Below are 20,073 nucleotides of genomic sequence, written 5' to 3' on the forward strand. Positions count from 1 at the left end.
TACCAACTGAGCTACTTTCGCATTGGTTGTGCAAATATAGAAAGAAAGTTCAGTTCAAAACAAGCTTTTGAGCAAAAAAAATTAATGAAAAACAACATTTTTTTATAACTGATTTAAAATTAAAAAGTTATAAATGCAATATTTTTAAAAAAATTATGATCACAATTAAAGAAATTCCATCAAAAGAGACTTATGCTGTTCGCCAACCTGTTTTAAGAAAAGGAAAACCTATCGAAAGTTGCATGTTTGAAGGAGATGATTTAGAGACTACTCATCATTTTGGTTTATTTGATGATGAAGATTTAATAGGAATTATTTCGTTATTTGAAAAAATCAACACTATATTTGCCGCACAAAATCAAGCGCAGATTCGTGGAATGGCTGTTTTAGACACTCATCAGAAAAAAGGATTTGGAGAAGATTTGGTAAAGCATTGCGAAACCTACTGCAATGAAAACAAAGTTGACTTGATTTGGTTTAACGCCAGAACAGCCGCTGTAGGCTTTTATCAAAAAATGAATTACCAGCCCCAAGGTGAAGCATTTGATATTAAAGATGTTGGCGAACATTATTTGATGTTTAAAAAATTATAAAATGAAAAAATTTTACTCTTTAGTAGTAATATGTCTTTTTGTGGGCTGCAAAAAAGAAAGCCCAAAACTTACACCTATTATAAAAAAAACGGTACCAGCAATTATACTTACTGATGAAAGAAAAGTTGAAATTGATACTGCAATAATTGGCACTTATAAAAGCGAAACTTTAAAACAATTTTATATAGGGTCTGAAAATCAGACAATATGGGGAAATCTTAAAAAGAGAACTTTTGTTTTATCACAATTAGAAAAATCAGATAAATTGGGCTTAGAACCAGAGGATTACAAAATATCTCAACTTAAAAAATTCGAGAGTAACATTGCTTCACTCAGCGATAAAGACTTGGCTTCTTATGATGTTTTGCTGACTTATAATTTTGAAAAATATTTAAATCATTTATATAAGGGAAAGTTAGACCCCAAAAAATTATACACCAACTGGGATTTAGATGAAAAAGAGTTTGATGTAAATTCTGTATTAATTAAAGGATTCAACAAAAACAAACTAGACAGCATTGTTGAGAACATTCAACCTAAAACTCAAATTTACAAAGAGTTACTAAAAGCACTTGAAATCATAAATACTTTTCCAGATGACAATGTAAAAACTATTGAATCTGTCGATAAAATCGTTTTAAACGATACAAATCCTGCTTTAGTTAATATTAAAAAAAGGCTTTTGTATTGGAACGACATGTCTGGAAAAGATAGTCTTACAAAGATTTACGACAAAAAAACATTCGAATCTGTAAAAAGATTTCAAGAAAGGCACGGTTTAGCTTCAGATGGAGTTATTGGAGCTGGAACTATTCGCGCTTTAAACCATTCTAAGGAAGATAGAAAAAAACAGATAATTGCTAATTTGGAGCGTTGGAGATGGTACCCATCAGAATTAGCTGAAAACTATTTTATTATAAACATTCCTGATTACAGCTTAAATGTTGTTGAAAGTAATGATACAACTTTGGTTAGAAATGTTGTAGTTGGAACTAGCAAAAGAAGAACACCAATTATTACTTCTTACCTAAAAACAGTTGTTTTTAACCCGACTTGGACTGTTCCTCCAACAATTCTAAAAGAAGATGTTGTTCCAGCAATGAAAAGAAATCGCAATTATTTGGCTAATAAAAATATTACGATTTATGATACTTCTGGAAAAGTAGTTTCTCCAATGGCTTGGAATGAAAACAAACCCAACAATTATCGTTATGTACAAAGTCCTGGTTATGATAATTCATTGGGATTAATGAAAATTTTGTTTCCAAATCATCACAGTGTTTATCTGCACGATACGAATCACCGAGGTATTTTTGGACGCAATAATCGTTCTATGAGTTCGGGATGTGTTCGCGTTGAAAATCCGCTGGAATTGGCTCAACATATATTAGATGTTGACGGAAATTGGCCTCAAGACAGAATTGACACCATTATTGCAAGTAAAACAACCATGAGTTTTAAGATTACCAAAAAGTATGCTTTGTACCAATGGTATTGGACAGCATGGAGCAAAAAAAATCAGCTCATTTTCAGAGCTGATATTTATGATTTAGATTCGGATTTATATGCGAAATTAAGAAATTAGCCTCTCTTCCATCTCGAAACTTCTTGATGGATGATAAATATATAAACACGATTTGTCTTTTATTAACTGAATAATTTCATTTGTCAATTCAACTGGAACTGCAGGACAGCCTTGGCTTCTACCTAATCTTTTATGATCTCTGATGAAAGATTCGGACACATAGTCTGCGCCGTGCATTACAACGCCTCTTTCGCGAGCGTTGTCATTTACGCCATTTTCTAAACCATCTAAACGCAAAGAAGCACCATGTTTTCCTTGATAAATTTCGCCAGTCGCATAAAACCCTAAACTGCTTTTAAATGATGAATTAAGATTTGAAAATGCTGAAGCAAATTCTTCTCCAGTATTTCTTCCGTGAGCTACAAGAGAATTAAACAAAATTGTATTACTAGTTAAATCGATCACCCACAAACGTTTAGTGTTTGATGACAAACTAAAATCAATTAGTGTTAAGATATTTTTCTTGATCACTCCTCTTTCTTTCAATAAATAAAATCCTTTTAAAGCTTCTGTGAAAGTTTTAAATTCAGGCATTTTAAAATTGTTTGAATTTAGCGAGTTATAAACGCTCTCGATTTTAGAATCTACTGTAACTTTTTCGACTTTAGCAATCGTCTTTACAGTGGCATTTTTTTTAAGATCGGCTGTGTTTTTTGAATCTTTTCCAAAAGACAATAGCAAAAACACAAATAACGGATAAATTTTGTAAATCATTGAATTTCTTTAGGTTAAACAAAAATTTGGGTATCGCAAAAATATAAAAAAATCACACCTTGCAAAATATAAGCCTGATTTTCAGACCTTTTTTACTTAAACTTTAACATTATTAACATAAAAAACACTATTTCTGTAAGATTTTATCTTATAGTTAAATTCATAACATTTTAACCCGTTTTCTTAAAAAAATACGAACAAAAATGGAAATCTTGAAATATAAACTGTAACAAATAGAATAAAATTTAGTCTATTGCTTCTATAAAAAATACATTTGCCATTTATTTCGCATCAAAAAATTCAATGAAAAAAATTATTTTCCTCAGTTTTCTATTATGCTCCATGTTGAGTTATGGCCAGAAAAAATCAATTCAGGCGCAAGTAACTTCTCATACTATTTCTATTGATGGAAAACTAGACGAACCTGCTTGGGAAAATGTACCAATTGCCACAGATTTTATCATGCTGGAACCAGACAATGGCAAAGCTATTCCGTACGAGAAACGTACCGAAGTTAAAGTCATTTATAATAATGATGCAATTTATATTGGCGCAATGATGTATGACAACGAACCATCTAAGATTCTAAAAGAAATCTCGCAGCGTGATAATTTTGGAACAGCAGATCTTTTTGGCGTCTTTATAAATGGTTTTAATGACGGACAGCAGGATTTTATGTTTTATGTTTCTGCAGCCGATGTTCAAGGTGATTGCATTATGACCGATGCAAATGGGGAAGATTATTCTTGGGATGCTGTTTGGATCAGTAAAGCTTCTTTGACAGAAAACGGTTGGATTGTTGAAATGAAAATTCCGTATTCAGCTCTACGCTTTTCTGGAGAAAACAAACAAATTTGGGGAATTAATTTCTTTAGAGAAATCAAACGCGATCGCTATAAATATACTTGGAATTTTGTCGATAGAAAGATTGGTACTTTTACGCAGCAAGCAGGAACTTTAGAAGGAATTGAAAACATAAAACCTCCTACTCGTTTGTTTTTTATGCCTTATGCTTCTTATTATCTGAATGCTTCTGACGGACAAAAAACATACGGAACAATTAAAGGAGGAATGGATATTAAATACGGCATAACAGATGCTTTTACTGTTGATGCTATTTTAATTCCAGATTTTGGACAGACAAAATATGACGATCAGATTTTAAATCTTGGTCCTTTTGAACAGCAGTTTAACGAAAATAGAGCCTTTTTTACAGAAGGGACGGACTTATTTAGCAAAGGGAATATATTTTATTCACGAAGAATTGGAGGCGCACCATCAATTGATCCTTCGCTAAATGAAAATGAAGAAATTACAGAATTGCCCGCTGCTGTAAATTTGGTGAACGCCTTAAAATTATCGGGAAGAACAAAAGACGGACTCGGAATTGGAGTTCTAAATGCTGTGACGGAAAAAACTTTTGCTACTATAAAAAACACAGAAAGTGGCGAAACGAGACAAGTAATCGTTGAACCGCTTACGAATTATAATGTATTGGTCTTGGACCAGCGTTTTAGAAAAAACTCGTCGGTTACTTTTATCAATACCAATGTAACTCGAAATGGCCACGTTAGAGATGCAAATGTCACTGGTTTAGCTTGGGACTTAAACACCAAAGCAAATACCTATAGCTTGTATGGAAATGTTAAATACAGTATGATAAACGATATTCAAGACAAAAACGGGGTTTATTCTACAATTGGTTTGGCCGAAACGAGCGGAAACTACAGATATAGCATAGGCTCAGATTTTGTTACAAAAGATTACGATCCCAATGATTTGGGTATTAATTTCTACACTAATTATTATAATTTTTACGGAAATGCCAATTATAGAATCCTAAATCCAACGAAACGTTTTAATACTTTTAGGATTAATTATAATATGTATACCGAATTCAATAAAGAATCTGGAAAACTACAGGATAATAGCGTCAATGCCAATTTAAACCTTACAACCGTAAAAAACAACTATTACGGAACCGGAATTACTTTTTATCCGTTAGAAACTTACGATTATTATGAACCGCGTGCTGCGAACAGATATGTTGCAATTCCGAGAAGAATAGACACTTGGGGAAGCATTTCTACCAACTACAATCATAAGTTTGCAATAGATTTAAATGGCACTTTTAATGTATTTGACCAATCTGATCGTCTTACATATGGTTTTGATATTGGTCCAAGATATCGCTTCAGCGATAAGCTTTTATTAAACTACTTCTTTAGCTACATTAGAAAAAACAACAATAAAGGTTATATCGATCAAATTGATAGCGACAATAATGCAACAACTCCAAACGATATTATTTTTGCAAACAGAAATGTTATCACTTATTCTAATACTTTAGGAGGCAAATATGCTGTAAACAGTACCATGACAATAAATTTAGCTGTCCGTCAATATTGGTCTTATGCCGATAATAAAGACATTCTAATTTTAGATTCAAATGGAGATCTTAATCCTTATCCGCAGTATACCAACAATAAAAATTCAAGTTTTTATTCTTGGAATGCCGATTTATCTTATTCTTGGTGGTTTGCCCCAGGTAGTCAGCTTTCTGCTTTGTACCGAAATAATGCAGCTAATTTTGAACGAGTTATTGATAAAGACTACAGACATAATGTTGCAGGATTATTAAATAATGATGCTCTAAAACATATTTTTTCTATTAGTGTAAAATATTTTATTGACTACAACGCCGTCAAAAATAAAGTCAGAAAAAGAGCTTAGGGTGAATTAATTTTAAAAAATAAAGGCTTCTGCGATTAAATTAATATTTTTTATCGAGCTTCATTTTATTAAATATAAATGTAACAATCGTTTCTTACCTATTTTTAGAAATGACTTATCTTTGTAGAAAACAAAAAGTAATGAACAAAAAAGTTATCCTTATGATTTTAGACGGTTGGGGAAAATCTCCTGACCCTAAAGTATCTGCAATAGACAATGCAAATGTTCCTTTTATAAACAGTCTTTATAAAAACTACCCAAGTGCACAACTTAGAACTGACGGATTAAATGTTGGTTTGCCAGAAGGACAAATGGGAAATAGCGAAGTTGGACACATGAATCTGGGTGCAGGAAGAATTGTATACCAAGATTTAGCCAAAATAAATTTAGCTGTAGAGCATAAAACATTAGCAAAAGAGCAAGTTTTGATTGATGCTTTTACTTACGCTAAAGACAACAATAAGAAAGTACACTTTTTAGGATTAGTTTCGGATGGTGGTGTTCACTCACATACTTCACACCTTCGCGGATTAATCGATGCTTCTCAAGAGTATGGTTTGGATCAAGTTTACATTCACGCTTTTACAGACGGCCGAGATGTTGACCCTAAATCTGGAGCAAAATATATTCATGATCTTGAAGATTATATTAAAGATACTCCTGTAAAAATCGCTTCTATCATTGGTCGTTACTATGCAATGGACCGTGATAAAAGATGGGAACGTGTAAAATTAGCTTACGATCTTGTAGTAAACGGTGTTGGAACTCCATCAACAAATCCCGTTTCTAGTGTTTTGGAAAGCTATGAAAAAGACGTTACTGACGAATTCATCGAACCAGTTGTTATGGTTGATGCTAATGCAAAACCTCTTGCAACTATTGTAGAAGGTGATGTTGTAATCTTCTTTAACTTCAGAACAGATAGAGGGCGCGAACTTACTGAAGCACTTTCTCAGCAAGATTTCCACGAGCAAAACATGCACAAGCTAAACTTATATTATGTAACATTGACAAACTACGACGAGACATATCAAAACGTAAAAGTGGTTTACAATAAAGATAATATCACAGAAACTCTTGGTGAGGTTTTAGAAAAAGCTGGCAAAAAACAAATCAGAATTGCTGAAACAGAGAAATATCCTCACGTAACTTTCTTCTTCTCTGGAGGAAGAGAAACTCCTTTTGAAGGCGAATCTAGAATATTAAGAAACTCTCCAAAAGTAGCAACTTACGATTTAAAACCAGAAATGAGCGCTTACGAACTGGCTGATGCTCTTGTTCCAGAATTGAACAAAGGTGAAGTTGATTTCGTTTGTTTAAACTTCGCAAATGGTGACATGGTTGGCCATACTGGAATTATGGAAGCTGCAATTAAAGCTTGTGAAGCGGTTGACGCTTGCGCGAAAAAAGTTATCGATGCTGCTCTTGCTAACGATTACACTACAATCGTAATTGCAGATCACGGAAACTGCGAAACAATGATCAATCCTGACGGATCTCCAAATACAGCTCACACAACAAACCCAGTGCCGATTATTTTAGTTGACAAACAACTTAAAAGCATTCAAGATGGTGTTTTAGGTGATATTGCTCCAACAATTTTAGAATTAATGGGAGTTCAGCAACCAAATGCTATGACTTGTCATTCATTATTGTAGAAAATATTTTTCTTTATATAAAAAGAGGCAAATTTTAAAAATTTGCCTCTTTTTTTGATCTCTATTTTGTCATTTCGACGAAGGAGAAATCTTCGCGAGAAACTCTACAAAGATTGGCTTATCGTTGTGGACTACTTGTAGAGATTTTTCCTTCGTCGAAACAACAAAATTTACGAGTGTCACATTATAAAAATAAATGATACAATTGTTCCACACCATAAATAATAAGCCCAATAACACCACCAACTAATGTACCGTTAATCCTGATATATTGAAGATCTTTTCCTATTTCTAATTCTAGTTTTTCAGAAACTTCTTTTCCGTCCCAACTTTTTACAGTTGAAGAAATTAAATCCCCAATCACTTTTTTGTTATTTAAAAGAATTGATAATAAATCATTTTTAATGAAATTATTGATCTTATCAATCATTATTGCATCTTCTTTAATTCCATTTCCAAAAGTCTGAATTAACCCTGCGATGCTATTTTTAATAGAAGAATCGTCGCCTTTACTCAAATCGTTTGTAATGGATAATTTAATTTCGTCCCAAATTCCGTTGATGTAATCTTGAACTTCTTTTTTTCCGACAAAACCCAAAATGATATCATTAATTTTAATTCTCATTTCTTCTGAATTCTTTACCTTTTCTAAGAAATTAAAAATGTATTCATCAATCTTTAAACGAACTGCGCTTTCTGGCTTTTTGGCTTCATTTAAAAAATCTTGTAAGCCATTAAAAACACCTTCGGTAATGCTTTTATCTGCCAATCCAAAACTTAGAAGCGGAGTCGAAGCTTTTACTTTTTGTCTAATTAAATCTTTATTATTAGTCAATTCAGTGCTCATAACTTCGAGAAGATTCGTCAGCATCTGATTTTTCAATTCTCCTTTTTGCAAAGGTTCTAAAGCAACAGCAACCCAATTTCCGAAATTAATTCCTTCTATTTTTTCCTTAAATTGAACCTGAATAAATCTTTTTACATCTTCATCTTTAATCGTTCGTAAGATTCCAGGAATAACATTAACTGTAACAACATTTGCTATTTTATTAGCATTTTCTTCGTGCGAAATCCAATCTGAAGCTTTCACCGCAAAATTAAATTCATCCAATTTAATTTCCATTTTTTCTCGATCCAGAAATTCCTCAGAAACGAAATTCCCAAGATTCTCTCCTATTTCATTTTTCTTGGTAGGAATAATTGCCGTATGCCAAATCGGAATTCCCATCGGATGTCGAAATAATGCCACAACAGCAAACCAATCGGCAATTCCGCCCACCATAGCCGCTTCGCTAAAAGCCTGCAGCATCGGAATTTTAAAATAAATAGCAATTAAAAACAACAGCACTGCAATACCCAAAAGTCCCAAAGCATTTCTCTTCATTTTCTTTAGAGCTTTTACTTTGGCAATATCTCGATCTATAATAGTTTCCATAATTATAAGCGTTTGTACTACTAATTTACTGCTTTTTTTTGGAGATATTAGTTTTGCCACGAATTCCTCCAATTTTCACCAATTGGTTTTACCGTAAAATCTTTGACTAAATCGTTTGTGCAAATTCGCGAAATTCGTGGCTAAAAATTTTGCGCAAAAAATGAGATAAAAATTGTATTTTTGCCAACTGAAAATGGGAAAAATATGATTATCCAGAAAACTAGAGAAGAAATCGAATTAATGCGCGAAAGTGCTTTAATCGTATCAAAAACATTAGGAATGATTGCTTCTGAAATTAAAGAGGGAGTAACCACATTATATCTTGACAAATTAGCCGAAGAATTTATTCGTGATCACGGTGCAGTTCCAAGTTTCCTTGGATTGTACGATTTCCCAAATTCGCTTTGCATGAGCCCAAACGCTCAAGTTGTTCACGGTATTCCTAATAATATTCCTCTAAAAAGTGGTGATGTTATTTCGGTTGATTGTGGCGCTTTCAAAAATGGTTACCACGGAGATCATGCGTACAGTTTCGAAATTGGAGAAGTTGCACCAGAAGTTAAAAAACTTTTACGTGTCACTAAAGAATCTCTTTACGTTGGAATTAGAGAATTTAAAGCTGGAAATCGTGTAGAAGATGTTGGAAATGCGATTCAAAAATATACTGAAGCTCACGGTTACGGAGTAGTTCGTGAATTGGTCGGACATGGTGTCGGACAAAAAATGCACGAAGAACCAGAAATGCCAAATTACGGAAAACGAGGAAGAGGAAAGCTTTTTGTTGAAGGAATGGTCGTAGCAATCGAACCAATGATCAACATGGGAACTAGAAACATCAAACAACTAAAAGACGGCTGGACAATCTTGACTGCTGACGGAAAACCTAGTGCGCATTTTGAGCACGATGTAGCTTTGGTTGACGGAAAACCTGAATTATTATCTACTTTCCAATACATCTACAAAGCTTTAGGAATCGAAAGCAACGAAGAAGACGAATTCAGACAAGTTCCATTAGTATTATAATACAACCCGAATCAAACCAGTGAAAAAACTTTTCAAATTAGTTTTAAATACAATCCCGCGTCCAATATTAATTCGTTTGAGTTATGTGGCGCGTCCAATTTTAGCTTTCTCTTTAAAAGGAGATAAATTTACAGATCCAATTGACGGAAAAAGCTTTAAATCGTTTTTGCCTTACGGATACGGAAAACAACGTAATAATGTACTTTCGCCAAGTACACTTTCTTTAGAAAGACATCGTTTACTTTGGTTGTATTTAAACGATCAAACTGATTTTTTTACAGCGCCAAAAAAAGTATTGCATTTTGCCCCAGAACAAGCTTTTTATAAAAGATTCCGTAAGCAAAAAAACCTTGATTATACAACAACCGATTTACTTTCTCCTTTGGCAGATGTAAAAGCAGATATCTGCAATTTACCTTTCAAAGACAATGAATATGATATTATTTTATGCAATCACGTTTTAGAACATATTCCTGATGACACAAAAGCAATGCAGGAATTATTCAGAGTTTTAAAGCCTGGCGGAATGGCAATTTTGCAGATTCCTCAAGATTTATCTCGTGAAGTTACATTTGCAGATGATTCTATTACAGATCAAAAAGAACGTGCTAAAATCTTCGGACAATACGATCACGTGCGTGTTTACGGACGCGATTATTTTGACAAATTAAGAAGCATTGGTTTTATTGTTATCGAAGAAGATTATACCAATAAAATTGCACCAGAATTGGTTGAAAAATACTGTTTAGCAAAGGGCGAAATTATTCCGCTTTGCTTTAAACAGGAAAACTAATTTTTCATCAAATAAGTGATATAAGTTCATTAAAAAGAGTTTTCAAATTATTGATATTTTGAAAACTCTTTCTTTTTTTGCCCAATCTTAAAATACAAGCCTAACCAAATCCCTAAACCTTGGAACCTACAAAATCCTTTCAGTTCTGTTTTGACATCAGTTTTGAAAAAAATCTGAACGCCTATATCCCAACAGCGTATATTGTCGAAAATACAAGCGAAATCAAATATCTTGACAAAAAAGCAACCAAAGGCGTGCTGGAGAGTTTTGGTATTGATTATGAAACTTTAGATCACAATTCAAAAAAGATTCTTACTATTTGCGAATCTTTAAAACCTGAATTTGTATTTAAAAAATTTAGCGCAAAAGTAAAATCAGCTAAAACAATTGCCGATTTGCAGAAAGATTCTAAAATTGATTTTGCTATTCGCCAGCATTTAAAAATTAATTTAAGTCCGTTTTACAGTTTAATTGTTCAAGAGCAATATCCGCTGTCTATTGATTTAGGACCAGAAAAAGATTTTTATCGTTCAAGAGTCAGCATTGATCCATTAGATTTTGAACCTCAAATTCAGTTCGATAAACATTCAGAAGGAATCACTTATACCCTTTCTTTAAAAGAAAACGAGACTACATTTTTGCCAATGGACAATAAAGTAGATATTCTTTCTGATGAACCTGGCTGGTTGATTGTCAATAAAAAACTAGGACAATTAAAAGAGCTAAACGGTAAAAAACTGACTCCATTTTTAAAGAAAAAATCAATCGAGATTCCTTCAAAATTGGTTGATGATTATTTTAAGAATTTCATTCCCGAAATAGCTAAAAAAATTGACATTGATGCCAATGGTTTTGAAATTGAACTTCGTGACCAAATCGCTTCTTGTACGATTCAGCCTGTTTTTGATTTCTTTAAAAACTGTTATTATCTCAATCTTTATTTTGATTATAACGGATATATTTTTGATGGAAGCAAAACAAAAAAAACACATTCATTTGTAGATTTCAGCGTTGCCAATGAACCTCGAATCATTCAGTTTAAACGAAGCGCTGATGAAAATTCATATGCAGAAAAACTATTCGAAGTTGGTTTAGAAAAAATCAAAAATGAATTATTTGGATTAATTTCTGATGCTGAAAATTCAGATCCTTATATCAACATTCAATTGATAATTGACAATAAAGAAAAACTGAAAGATCTAGGCTTTAACATTGAAAACTTAAAACTGGAAAGCAAAGAAATTATCACTGAAAACCACAGTATTTCTGCTTCTAAAGAAACAACTGGAGATTGGTTTGATATTAAAATCATCATCACGGTTGGAAATTATAAGATTAATTTCAGCGAAATTATTCCAAACATAAAAAGCAAAGAAAGACTTTTCCCTTTGCCTGACGGAAACTACTTTTTGATTCCGTTAGAATGGTTTAGCAAATATGGTTCTTTGGCGAAATTAGCTAAAACAGAAAATGGAGTTCTTTTGTTACGCAAAAGCAATTTTACAGCTTTAGACGGAATTTCAGAAATTGACAGTGATTTAGATCAAATTCATCAGGCCGAATTTACTGCTTCAGACTTGATAAAAGCAACTCTACGACCGTATCAAATTGAGGGTGTAAAATGGCTTTTAGGACACTTCAATTCTAACATGGGAGCTTGTTTAGCCGACGATATGGGACTAGGAAAAACATTGCAGACTTTATCTGTTTTGGTTTCCGTACAGGAACAATTAGGCTTTACAACCAAAACCACCAATTTTGATTTGTTTTCGAACGAAACAACTGTAGAAAGAGAACCATTAAAAGCTCTAATTGTTCTTCCTTCTTCTTTGGTTTTTAACTGGTTTAATGAAGCTGGAAAATTCACGCCTCACTTTTCGAAAATGCAATATGTTGGTAACGACAGAAAATCTTTAGCAAGCAGAATCAATTCGACCGACTTGATTTTTACAAGTTACAGCATTATTCATCGTGATATTTCAATTTTAGAAAAGTACGATTTCCGTTATCTGATTTTGGACGAGAGCCAATACATCAAAAACAAAAATTCTAAGATTTTTAAAGCTATAAATAAAATTAGTACGGGACATAAAATTGCTTTAAGCGGAACACCAATCGAAAATTCGCTTGACGATTTATGGTCACAAATGCAGTTTATCAATCCTGATATTTTGGGAACTTATGCCTTTTTCATGGAGAATTTCAAAAATCCGATTGAGAAAAAACAGAATGAAGAAGTTTTATCAGAATTAAAAAACCTCATCCAACCTTATATTTTAAGACGAACCAAAGAACAGGTTTTAAAAGATTTACCAGAATTAACAGAGCAGATTTATTACTGCGATATGGATCCTGAACAGGAAAAATTATATGAAAAAGAAAAATCTAAAGCTCGTAATTTCTTACTTAAAACGGATGGATCTCCTGATAAAATCAGCATTATTAATACGTTGATGAAATTGCGTCAGTTAAGTAATCACCCAAAAATGGTTGATGCAGATTCTGAAATTGATTCTGGAAAATTTATTGCTGTTACAAATTATCTAGAAAACTTGGTAAAAGCAAAACAAAAGGTAATCATCTTTAGTTCGTTTGTTACCAATTTGAATTTTTATACCGATTGGTGTAAGGAAAACAAAATTGCATTCTGCGAAATTACTGGTGAAACGCCAGCAGATAAAAGAGAACAGCAGGTGAAGATGTTTCAAGAAAAAGAAAATCCGTTATTGTTCTTTATTTCATTAAAAGCAGGTGGAGTTGGTTTAAATATTACGAAAGCTTCTTACGTTTTATTCTTGGATCCTTGGTGGAATCCTTTCGCAGAAAAACAAGGCGTTGGACGTGCGCATAGAATCGGACAAATGAATAAAGTTAACGTTGTTCGATTTATTTCGAAAAACACAGTTGAGGAAAAAATCATCAAACTTCAAGAAAATAAAAAGCTATTATCAGATTCTCTTTTGGAAGAAAGTTACATCAATGATGAGATTGAAGGTAACTTAGAATACATTTTAGGCTCGTAATTGTTAAACCCAACAGATTGGCATCTTTTTCGTTGTATAAAATTGTTATATTTACAAATCTTACAACAAAATACGATGCCAAAATTTTTATATACAAGCTTTATTTTCCTTTTTATTTTCACTTTAGCGAAAGCTCAAGAAAAAGAAATTGATCCTCCTTATAATATTAAAACGGTTTCTTTTATTCAAAATGGAAGTAATGTTCCGCCAATTTTCGAATTGGGTTCTGGATTTTCATTTCAATTTGATGATTTGTTTGGCAATGAAGCTAATTATTATTTTGAAATCATTCATTGCGATTACAATTGGATTCCAACAGCTATTCCAAAAACAGACTACGTTGTCGGCATGGATAACCAGAGAATTACAGACTTTTCTAATTCGTTTAATACACTTCAAGTATATACTCATTATAGGCTTACTTTTCCGAATCAGTTTACACAACAAATACGTCTTTCGGGAAATTATATGCTTCGGATTTTAAATGAAGATCGGGAACTCGTTTTCTCAAGAAAATTTATTTTATATGAAAATCATTGTACCGTTGGAGTACAAGTAAAAAGAAGCCGTAATCTGAGTAATATTGATTACAAGCAGAATCTAGAATTTACAATTTTATCAAATGATATTGCTTTTCAGACTCCATTGCAGAATGTAAAAGTGCTTTTATTGCAAAATGGAAACTTTCAAACTGAGATAAAAAACATTGTTCCTCAATACACCATTGGCAATCAGCTTATTTACAAATATGACAAAGAAACTCAATTTTGGGGAGGAAATGAGTTTTTATATTTTGAAAATAAAGACATTCGCGCAGCCAGTAATAATGTTGCTAAAATAGGCTCGAACAATGATATCTATAATTCATTTTTATACACCAATGCCGCAAGAGGAAATCAGATTTATACTAATTATGAAGATGTAAACGGAAACTTTGTGGTAAAGAACATTAATGGATCTAACAACGATATTGAAGCTGATTATGCTTGGGTTTATTTTACGCTTTCTGCTCCTGCTTTTAGAATGAATAAAGATATTTATATTACAGGAATGTTCAATAATTACAGCCTTTCTCCAGAATACAAAATGGATTACAATACTGATAAAGCTGTTTTTGAAAAAGCCATTATGATTAAGCAGGGTTTTACTAATTTTCAATATACCGTTGCAGACAAAAAAGGGGTTATTGATTTTGAAAATGCCATTGACGGAAACTTTTATCAGACTGAAAACGAGTACACCATCTTGGTTTATTACAAAGAAGCAACAGATCGTTATCAGCGTGTAATTGGAAAAGGAAATGCAAACTCTATCAATATAGTCAATTAAAACAATGTTAAGGTTTTAGGTTAAACGATTTTTTTTCGTAGCTTTGCCACTATAACACTCACATATATACGGCGTTAGTATGGTTTCTCAAATTACACGAGGCATAAAAATATCTGTTTTGACTAGTTTTGAAGGTACATACTTCAAGAACTACAAGATTCATTTTGCTTTTAGCTACGTAGTTACCATCGAAAATCATAGTAAAGACTCTGTACAATTAACTTCTCGCCACTGGGAAATTTTTGATTCTTTAAATGATTTGGAAGTGGTAGACGGTGAAGGTGTAATTGGTAAAAAACCAGTTCTAAAACCTGGCGAAAACCATACGTATAGTTCTGGCTGTTTATTATCGTCTCCTTACGGCGCAATGAAAGGTCATTTTAACATGATCAATTTTACTACAACAAAAACATTTAAAGTAATTGTTCCGACTTTTAGAATGTGTGCTCCTTTTGCATTAAATTAAGATATAGTTTACATCTATAGCATTTATCGTTATCTTAATCATAAAATTGTCAATTTATTAATTTATCCTTTGTACTTTTGTGCAGCGTTAGATTATTCGTAACAAAACAAATCGTCTGACTTTAAATTGTCTAATTCACAAATTTTAAATAACATGCTTAAAGGATTTTTTCATGTACCAAAAGCGGTAAACGAGCCTGTAAAAAGCTACGCACCAAACTCACCAGAAAAAGCTGCTGTTCAGGCTGCTTATACCACAATGTGGAATTCTCAAATTGACGTTCCTTTATATATTGGAAGCGAAGAAATTAGAACTGGAAACACAAGAAACATTACAGCTCCACACGACCACAAACATGTTGTTGGAAAATACCATTTAGCTGAAAAACAACATATTGAAAAAGCAATTGCAAACGCACTTGAAGCAAGAAAAAAATGGGCAAACATGGCATGGGAACAACGTGCTGCTATTTTCTTAAAAGCTGCTGAACTTATCGCTGGACCATACAGAGCTCGCATTAACGCCGCTACAATGATTGGTCAGTCTAAAAATATTCACCAAGCAGAAATCGATTCTTCTTGCGAGTTAATCGACTTCTTACGTTACAATGTTGAGTTCATGACTCAAATCTACAACGATCAACCAAAATCAGACTCTACTGTTTGGAATCGTTTAGAATATAGACCTTTAGAAGGCTTTGTTTACGCAATTACTCCATTCAACTTTACTGCTATCGCTGCAAACCTTCCTGCAAGTGCAGCTATGATGGGTAACGTTGTAGTTTGGAAACCAAGTGATAGCCAAGTATTTTCAGCAAAAGTTATCGTTGATGTTTTCAAAGAAGCAGGAGTTCCAGACGGCGTTATCAACGTAGTTTTTGGAGATGCTTTAATGATTACAGATACTGTTTTGGCTAGCCGTGATTTTGCTGGTGTTCACTTTACAGGATCGACTCACGTATTTAAAGATATTTGGGCTAAAATTGGTGCAAACATTAACAATTACAAAACATACCCAAGAATTGTTGGTGAAACTGGAGGTAAAGATTTTATCATTGCTCACCCAAGCGCAAACGTAAAACAAGTAGCTACAGGAATTACTCGTGGAGCATTTGAATTCCAAGGACAAAAATGTTCTGCAGCTTCTAGAGCTTATATTCCACAAAGTTTATGGCCAGCTGTAAAAGAGCAATTAATAGCTGATGTAAAATCTATGAAAATGGGATCTCCAGAAGATTTCGGAAACTTCATTACAGCAGTTATTCACGAAGGTTCTTTTGACAAATTAGCTAGCTATATTGACCAAGCTAAAAAAGATGCTGATGCAGAAATCATCGTTGGAGGAAATTATGATAAATCTGTTGGATACTTTATTGAACCAACGGTTATTGTAACTACAAACCCAAAATATACTACAATGGAAACTGAGTTATTTGGACCAGTTATCACAATCTACGTTTACGAAGATGCTAAATGGGAAGAAACTCTTGAATTAGTTGACACTACTTCTGAGTACGCTTTAACAGGAGCCGTATTTAGCCAAGATCGTTATGCTATTGAAGTTGCTACAACTAAATTACAAAACGCTGCAGGTAACTTCTACATTAACGACAAACCAACTGGAGCTGTTGTAGGAATGCAACCATTTGGTGGAGCAAGAGCTTCTGGAACTAATGATAAAGCAGGTTCTGCATTGAACTTATTGCGTTGGGCTTCTCCAAGAACTATCAAAGAAACTTTTGTAACTCCAGAAGATTACAGATACCCTTTCTTAGGATAATCTGTTTTTAGAGTTTATATTATAAAAAGCGGGAATTTCATTTGAAATTCCCGCTTTTGCTTTTGTAGCAAAAAAAATCGACAAAATGTCTATTATAATAAGTGATAATTTTTCAAGTTTTTCCTGTAAATATTATTTGTAATACTTTTCTTATTTAATTATAAATCAACACTTTAAAAACACAAATACCTTATTTTGATACTTTTAAAGCTTCTTGTTCCGTTCAAAAAAAACTTATCCTCATAAATTTGTTTCAATATTAAACAACATTAAGAGATATTATAAAACAAACTATATAAGCATGAGAAATTTAAACAATGTTCCAAAAGTTATTATGGAATCAAAAAGTATAGGCCACCCAATTAATTATAAATGGACAAAAAAGAAAATAAATAAACTTTTAGATTGCGTCGAAGGAAATGAAGAACTTGAAAAGACTTTAATGCAGATTAATCATAAAGGTTCTATGGGGCTAACAGCAGCACTATTAGAATGGATTTACTGGCGCTTTACGGGTTATAGTCAAGCTACGCACGACACACAAAAACGTATTGAGGCACTTTGGTGCTCTATTAATAATCTTGAGCAGACAAATCCTTTATTATTTGATACCGAATTTGAAATACCAGCAAATGGTTCGGTAGATGGAGCACTTTGGATTGCTCTAATGAATGTTAGAATAATTGATGCTAGATACAGAAAAGGTTCATTCTTTTTACAAAATGACCTTGTTGGACTGGTTCTGCTAGCATATCATATTACACCTAAAAGAAAGAATTTCAACAATTGGTTTGAACAAACTATTATCAAGTTGACTCATTCTCATCCTAATCCGTATAAAAATGATAAATTGGATGAAAGTGATGAAGCTATTTATGATTCTTCACATGAACCTTTAATTTCGAGAGAATTTTTCTTTGACCCGGAATTTCAATATAGCGTTGAAGCATCAGAAAATGCAATTCATAATTTTATTGACAATTTAGATCCAAAGGCAAATACCTTTCTTAATTTTTCAAAGAAAGCTTCCTAATTTTTAATTGAAAAAGAACCCGATTAGAAAATACTAATCGGGTTCTTTTATTTAAGGTTTAAACTTTAAAGGAAGATGGACTACTTTTTTGGTTTCAAAAAATTCATCTTCAAAAAAATCAGCCAAATCATACAAGGTGGCACTTGGAAAATCTTTCAATTCTTCCGTTAAATCACCTCCTTTTAAATAAAGAATACCATTCTTTAATTTGTGCTTGTGCTGCTTTTTAATTTTATCTTTTATCCAAGAAACAAAATCTGGCATATTAGTTACAGCACGGCTTACAATAAAATCGAAATCGCCTTTTACCAATTCAGCACGTTTTTGTTCTGCTTTTACGTTCTTTAATTCTAACGCATCAGCAACACCTTGAACCACTTTTATTTTTTTTGCGATAACATCAATTAAATAAAAACGAGTTTCCGGAAACAGAATTGCTAACGGAATTCCGGGAAAACCTCCACCAGTTCCAACATCTAAAACGGTTGTTCCAGGTTCGAATTTCATAACCTTAGCAATTCCTAAGGAATGCAAAATGTGTTTTGTATATAATGAATCGATGTCTTTACGCGAAATAACATTGATTTTTTCATTCCAATCGTGGTATAAAAAGTCTAATTTTTGAAATTGTTCGATTTGAAGATCGGTCAAATTTGGAAAATATTTCAATATCTCATCCATTGCTCTAAATTTTTAACAAAAGTACTACTTTACGATTGAAATATTTAACTCAATTTTGCAAATTGAAAATTTATAATAATTACCTTTGAAATCTATTTAAAACAATTATGAATAACACTGCTCCAACTTTTGCACGGCAAGACAATTTAAAGTTCTTTAGAACGCTTAACTCTCGCGTTAACAATTACTTTAAAGAAAATAATATAAAAAAAACCGGAAACTGGCAGTTACATTTAAAAGCTGTTATTCTATTTGCTGTTTTTTTAACCCCGTACTTTTTAATCCTTACGCTTAACATGCCTTTTTGGGTAATGTTGCTTTTATCAATCGTAATGGGTATTGGAATGGCTGGTGTTGGAATGAATGTCATGCACGATGGTAATCATGGTTCTTATTCTACAAAAAGCTGGATTAATAAATTTATGGGCGGAACAATTTATGTTTTGGCCGGAAATGTTTATAACTGGCAAGTACAACACAATGTTCTTCATCATACTTATACTAATATCCCTGGTCACGATGAGGATCTAGATGCAGGAAGGATTATTCGTTTTACTGAACATGCAGAATGGCATCGCTTTCATCGTTTTCAACATTATTACTCTGTTTTCTTATACGGTTTATTGACATTTAATTGGGCATTAACTACCGATTTTAAGCAAATGAGAAACTACTTAAAACGAAAATTATCTTATGGCGAGCCAAAAAGCCCGAAGATTCTTTGGACCACTTTAATCATCACCAAAATGATTTATGTTTCGATATGGATTGTTTTACCAATCTTAATCGGGATTACATGGTGGAAAGTGCTTCTTGGATTTTTCGCAATGCATTACACCGCAGGATTAATCCTGAGCGTGGTATTTCAATTGGCACACGTTGTGGATCATACTACAAATCCAACTCCTAATGAATTAGGAGAAATGGATAATACTTGGGCGGTTCACCAATTATACACAACAACTAATTTTGCACCTAAAAATGCAATCGTAAATTGGTATACCGGAGGATTAAACCATCAAATAGAACATCATATTTTTCCAAATATCAGTCATATTCATTACGGTAAAATTGCAAAAATTGTAAAAGAAACAGCAAAAGAATGTGATTTACCATATTATGAATACAAAACAATGCGAAGTGCTGTTATTGCTCACTTTAAGCATCTACGTGATTTGGGAATGAAACCAAAATTAGCGGTTTAGCAACTAAAAAAAATCTATTAATA

At 32.8% G+C, this 20,073-nt stretch carries 15 protein-coding genes and 1 tRNA gene (1 of these 16 running past the window's edge); 12 read left to right on the forward strand and 4 right to left on the reverse strand.

From position 1 onward, the window contains the following. Positions 1-21 (reverse strand) — tRNA-Gly (locus JC605_RS00490) (it extends 152 nt beyond the left edge of the window). 134 nt (positions 22-155) lie between these two features. Here JC605_RS00490 and JC605_RS00495 point away from each other — a divergent pair. Continuing rightward, positions 156-593, forward strand: a complete 438-nt coding sequence (locus tag JC605_RS00495) for a GNAT family N-acetyltransferase (protein WP_198854377.1) — start codon at positions 156-158, stop codon at positions 591-593. Position 594: 1 nt separating this feature from the next. Then, positions 595-2,178: a murein L,D-transpeptidase gene (locus tag JC605_RS00500; RefSeq protein ID WP_198854378.1), complete on the forward strand. Its 1,584-nt coding sequence runs from the start codon at positions 595-597 to the stop codon at positions 2,176-2,178. Here the strand turns inward: JC605_RS00500 and JC605_RS00505 are convergent. Continuing rightward, on the reverse strand, positions 2,167-2,892 hold the full coding sequence (locus JC605_RS00505) for a murein L,D-transpeptidase catalytic domain family protein (protein WP_198854379.1): 726 nt from the start codon (positions 2,890-2,892) through the stop codon (positions 2,167-2,169). The genes JC605_RS00500 and JC605_RS00505 overlap by 12 nt on opposite strands. 303 nt (positions 2,893-3,195) lie before the next feature. On the opposite strand from JC605_RS00505, the gene JC605_RS00510 reads away from it, so the two are divergent. Both JC605_RS00510 and gpmI read left to right on the forward strand, forming a co-directional pair. Further along, positions 3,196-5,625: a DUF5916 domain-containing protein gene (locus tag JC605_RS00510; protein ID WP_198854380.1), complete on the forward strand. Its 2,430-nt coding sequence runs from the start codon at positions 3,196-3,198 to the stop codon at positions 5,623-5,625. A 140-nt stretch (positions 5,626-5,765) separates the two neighbouring features. Continuing rightward, positions 5,766-7,283, forward strand: coding sequence for a 2,3-bisphosphoglycerate-independent phosphoglycerate mutase (gene gpmI / locus JC605_RS00515; protein WP_198854381.1), 1,518 nt, complete (start codon positions 5,766-5,768; stop codon positions 7,281-7,283). Between the two features lie 184 nt (positions 7,284-7,467). Here the strand turns inward: gpmI and JC605_RS00520 are convergent, their stop codons facing one another. Continuing rightward, positions 7,468-8,718 (reverse strand): DUF445 domain-containing protein, encoded by a 1,251-nt coding sequence (locus JC605_RS00520; RefSeq protein ID WP_198854382.1) that lies wholly within the window; start codon positions 8,716-8,718, stop codon positions 7,468-7,470. A gap of 204 nt (positions 8,719-8,922) precedes the next feature. On the opposite strand from JC605_RS00520, the gene map reads away from it, so the two are divergent. The 7 genes from map (at position 8,923) to JC605_RS00555 (ending at position 18,164) form a co-directional block, all read left to right on the forward strand. Continuing rightward, positions 8,923-9,741 carry a type I methionyl aminopeptidase gene (gene map / locus JC605_RS00525; protein WP_198854383.1) on the forward strand — a complete coding sequence of 273 codons (819 nt, stop codon included), beginning with the start codon at positions 8,923-8,925 and terminating at the stop codon, positions 9,739-9,741. Positions 9,742-9,760: 19 nt separating this feature from the next. Beyond that, positions 9,761-10,534, forward strand: coding sequence for a class I SAM-dependent methyltransferase (locus JC605_RS00530; protein ID WP_198854384.1), 774 nt, complete (start codon positions 9,761-9,763; stop codon positions 10,532-10,534). A 119-nt stretch (positions 10,535-10,653) separates the two neighbouring features. Next, positions 10,654-13,557: a DEAD/DEAH box helicase gene (locus JC605_RS00535; RefSeq protein ID WP_198854385.1), complete on the forward strand. Its 2,904-nt coding sequence runs from the start codon at positions 10,654-10,656 to the stop codon at positions 13,555-13,557. 75 nt (positions 13,558-13,632) lie between these two features. Further along, positions 13,633-14,886, forward strand: a complete 1,254-nt coding sequence (locus JC605_RS00540; protein ID WP_198854386.1) for a DUF5103 domain-containing protein — start codon at positions 13,633-13,635, stop codon at positions 14,884-14,886. A 79-nt stretch (positions 14,887-14,965) separates the two neighbouring features. Further along, positions 14,966-15,352: a Co2+/Mg2+ efflux protein ApaG gene (apaG, locus tag JC605_RS00545; RefSeq protein ID WP_008467225.1), complete on the forward strand. Its 387-nt coding sequence runs from the start codon at positions 14,966-14,968 to the stop codon at positions 15,350-15,352. A 153-nt stretch (positions 15,353-15,505) separates the two neighbouring features. Continuing rightward, a complete protein-coding gene (gene pruA / locus JC605_RS00550; RefSeq protein ID WP_198854387.1) occupies positions 15,506-17,131 on the forward strand; it encodes an L-glutamate gamma-semialdehyde dehydrogenase in 1,626 nt (541 codons plus the stop codon). A gap of 301 nt (positions 17,132-17,432) precedes the next feature. Continuing rightward, positions 17,433-18,164: a hypothetical protein gene (locus JC605_RS00555; protein WP_198854388.1), complete on the forward strand. Its 732-nt coding sequence runs from the start codon at positions 17,433-17,435 to the stop codon at positions 18,162-18,164. A gap of 51 nt (positions 18,165-18,215) precedes the next feature. Here JC605_RS00555 and rsmG read toward each other — a convergent pair whose 3' ends face one another. Then, entirely contained in the window at positions 18,216-18,845 is a 630-nt protein-coding gene (gene rsmG / locus JC605_RS00560) for a 16S rRNA (guanine(527)-N(7))-methyltransferase RsmG (protein ID WP_198854389.1), read from the reverse strand. A gap of 107 nt (positions 18,846-18,952) precedes the next feature. Between rsmG and JC605_RS00565 the strand changes: the two genes are divergently transcribed. Continuing rightward, complete coding sequence (locus tag JC605_RS00565; protein ID WP_198854390.1) at positions 18,953-20,050, forward strand: acyl-CoA desaturase; 1,098 nt, start codon at positions 18,953-18,955, stop codon at positions 20,048-20,050. Positions 20,051-20,073 lie beyond the last annotated feature (23 nt).

This window comes from Flavobacterium sp. IB48 (genome assembly GCF_016405855.1).
Classification (GTDB): Bacteria; Bacteroidota; Bacteroidia; order Flavobacteriales; family Flavobacteriaceae; genus Flavobacterium; species Flavobacterium ginsengisoli.

What these genes read in the sequence shown, in the direction of transcription:
- gpmI (WP_198854381.1), top strand. Translation starts at nt 5,766, where the DNA reads ATGAACAAAAAAGTTATCCTTATGATTTTAGACGGTTGGGGAAAATCT.
- apaG (WP_008467225.1), top strand. Translation starts at nt 14,966, where the DNA reads ATGGTTTCTCAAATTACACGAGGCATAAAAATATCTGTTTTGACTAGT.
- JC605_RS00495 (WP_198854377.1), top strand. Translation starts at nt 156, where the DNA reads ATGATCACAATTAAAGAAATTCCATCAAAAGAGACTTATGCTGTTCGC.
- pruA (WP_198854387.1), top strand. Translation starts at nt 15,506, where the DNA reads ATGCTTAAAGGATTTTTTCATGTACCAAAAGCGGTAAACGAGCCTGTA.
- JC605_RS00540 (WP_198854386.1), top strand. Translation starts at nt 13,633, where the DNA reads ATGCCAAAATTTTTATATACAAGCTTTATTTTCCTTTTTATTTTCACT.
- JC605_RS00510 (WP_198854380.1), top strand. Translation starts at nt 3,196, where the DNA reads ATGAAAAAAATTATTTTCCTCAGTTTTCTATTATGCTCCATGTTGAGT.
- JC605_RS00520 (WP_198854382.1), bottom strand. Translation starts at nt 8,718, where the DNA reads ATGGAAACTATTATAGATCGAGATATTGCCAAAGTAAAAGCTCTAAAG.
- JC605_RS00565 (WP_198854390.1), top strand. Translation starts at nt 18,953, where the DNA reads ATGAATAACACTGCTCCAACTTTTGCACGGCAAGACAATTTAAAGTTC.
- JC605_RS00505 (WP_198854379.1), bottom strand. Translation starts at nt 2,892, where the DNA reads ATGATTTACAAAATTTATCCGTTATTTGTGTTTTTGCTATTGTCTTTT.
- JC605_RS00555 (WP_198854388.1), top strand. Translation starts at nt 17,433, where the DNA reads ATGAGAAATTTAAACAATGTTCCAAAAGTTATTATGGAATCAAAAAGT.
- JC605_RS00500 (WP_198854378.1), top strand. Translation starts at nt 595, where the DNA reads ATGAAAAAATTTTACTCTTTAGTAGTAATATGTCTTTTTGTGGGCTGC.
- map (WP_198854383.1), top strand. Translation starts at nt 8,923, where the DNA reads ATGATTATCCAGAAAACTAGAGAAGAAATCGAATTAATGCGCGAAAGT.
- rsmG (WP_198854389.1), bottom strand. Translation starts at nt 18,845, where the DNA reads ATGGATGAGATATTGAAATATTTTCCAAATTTGACCGATCTTCAAATC.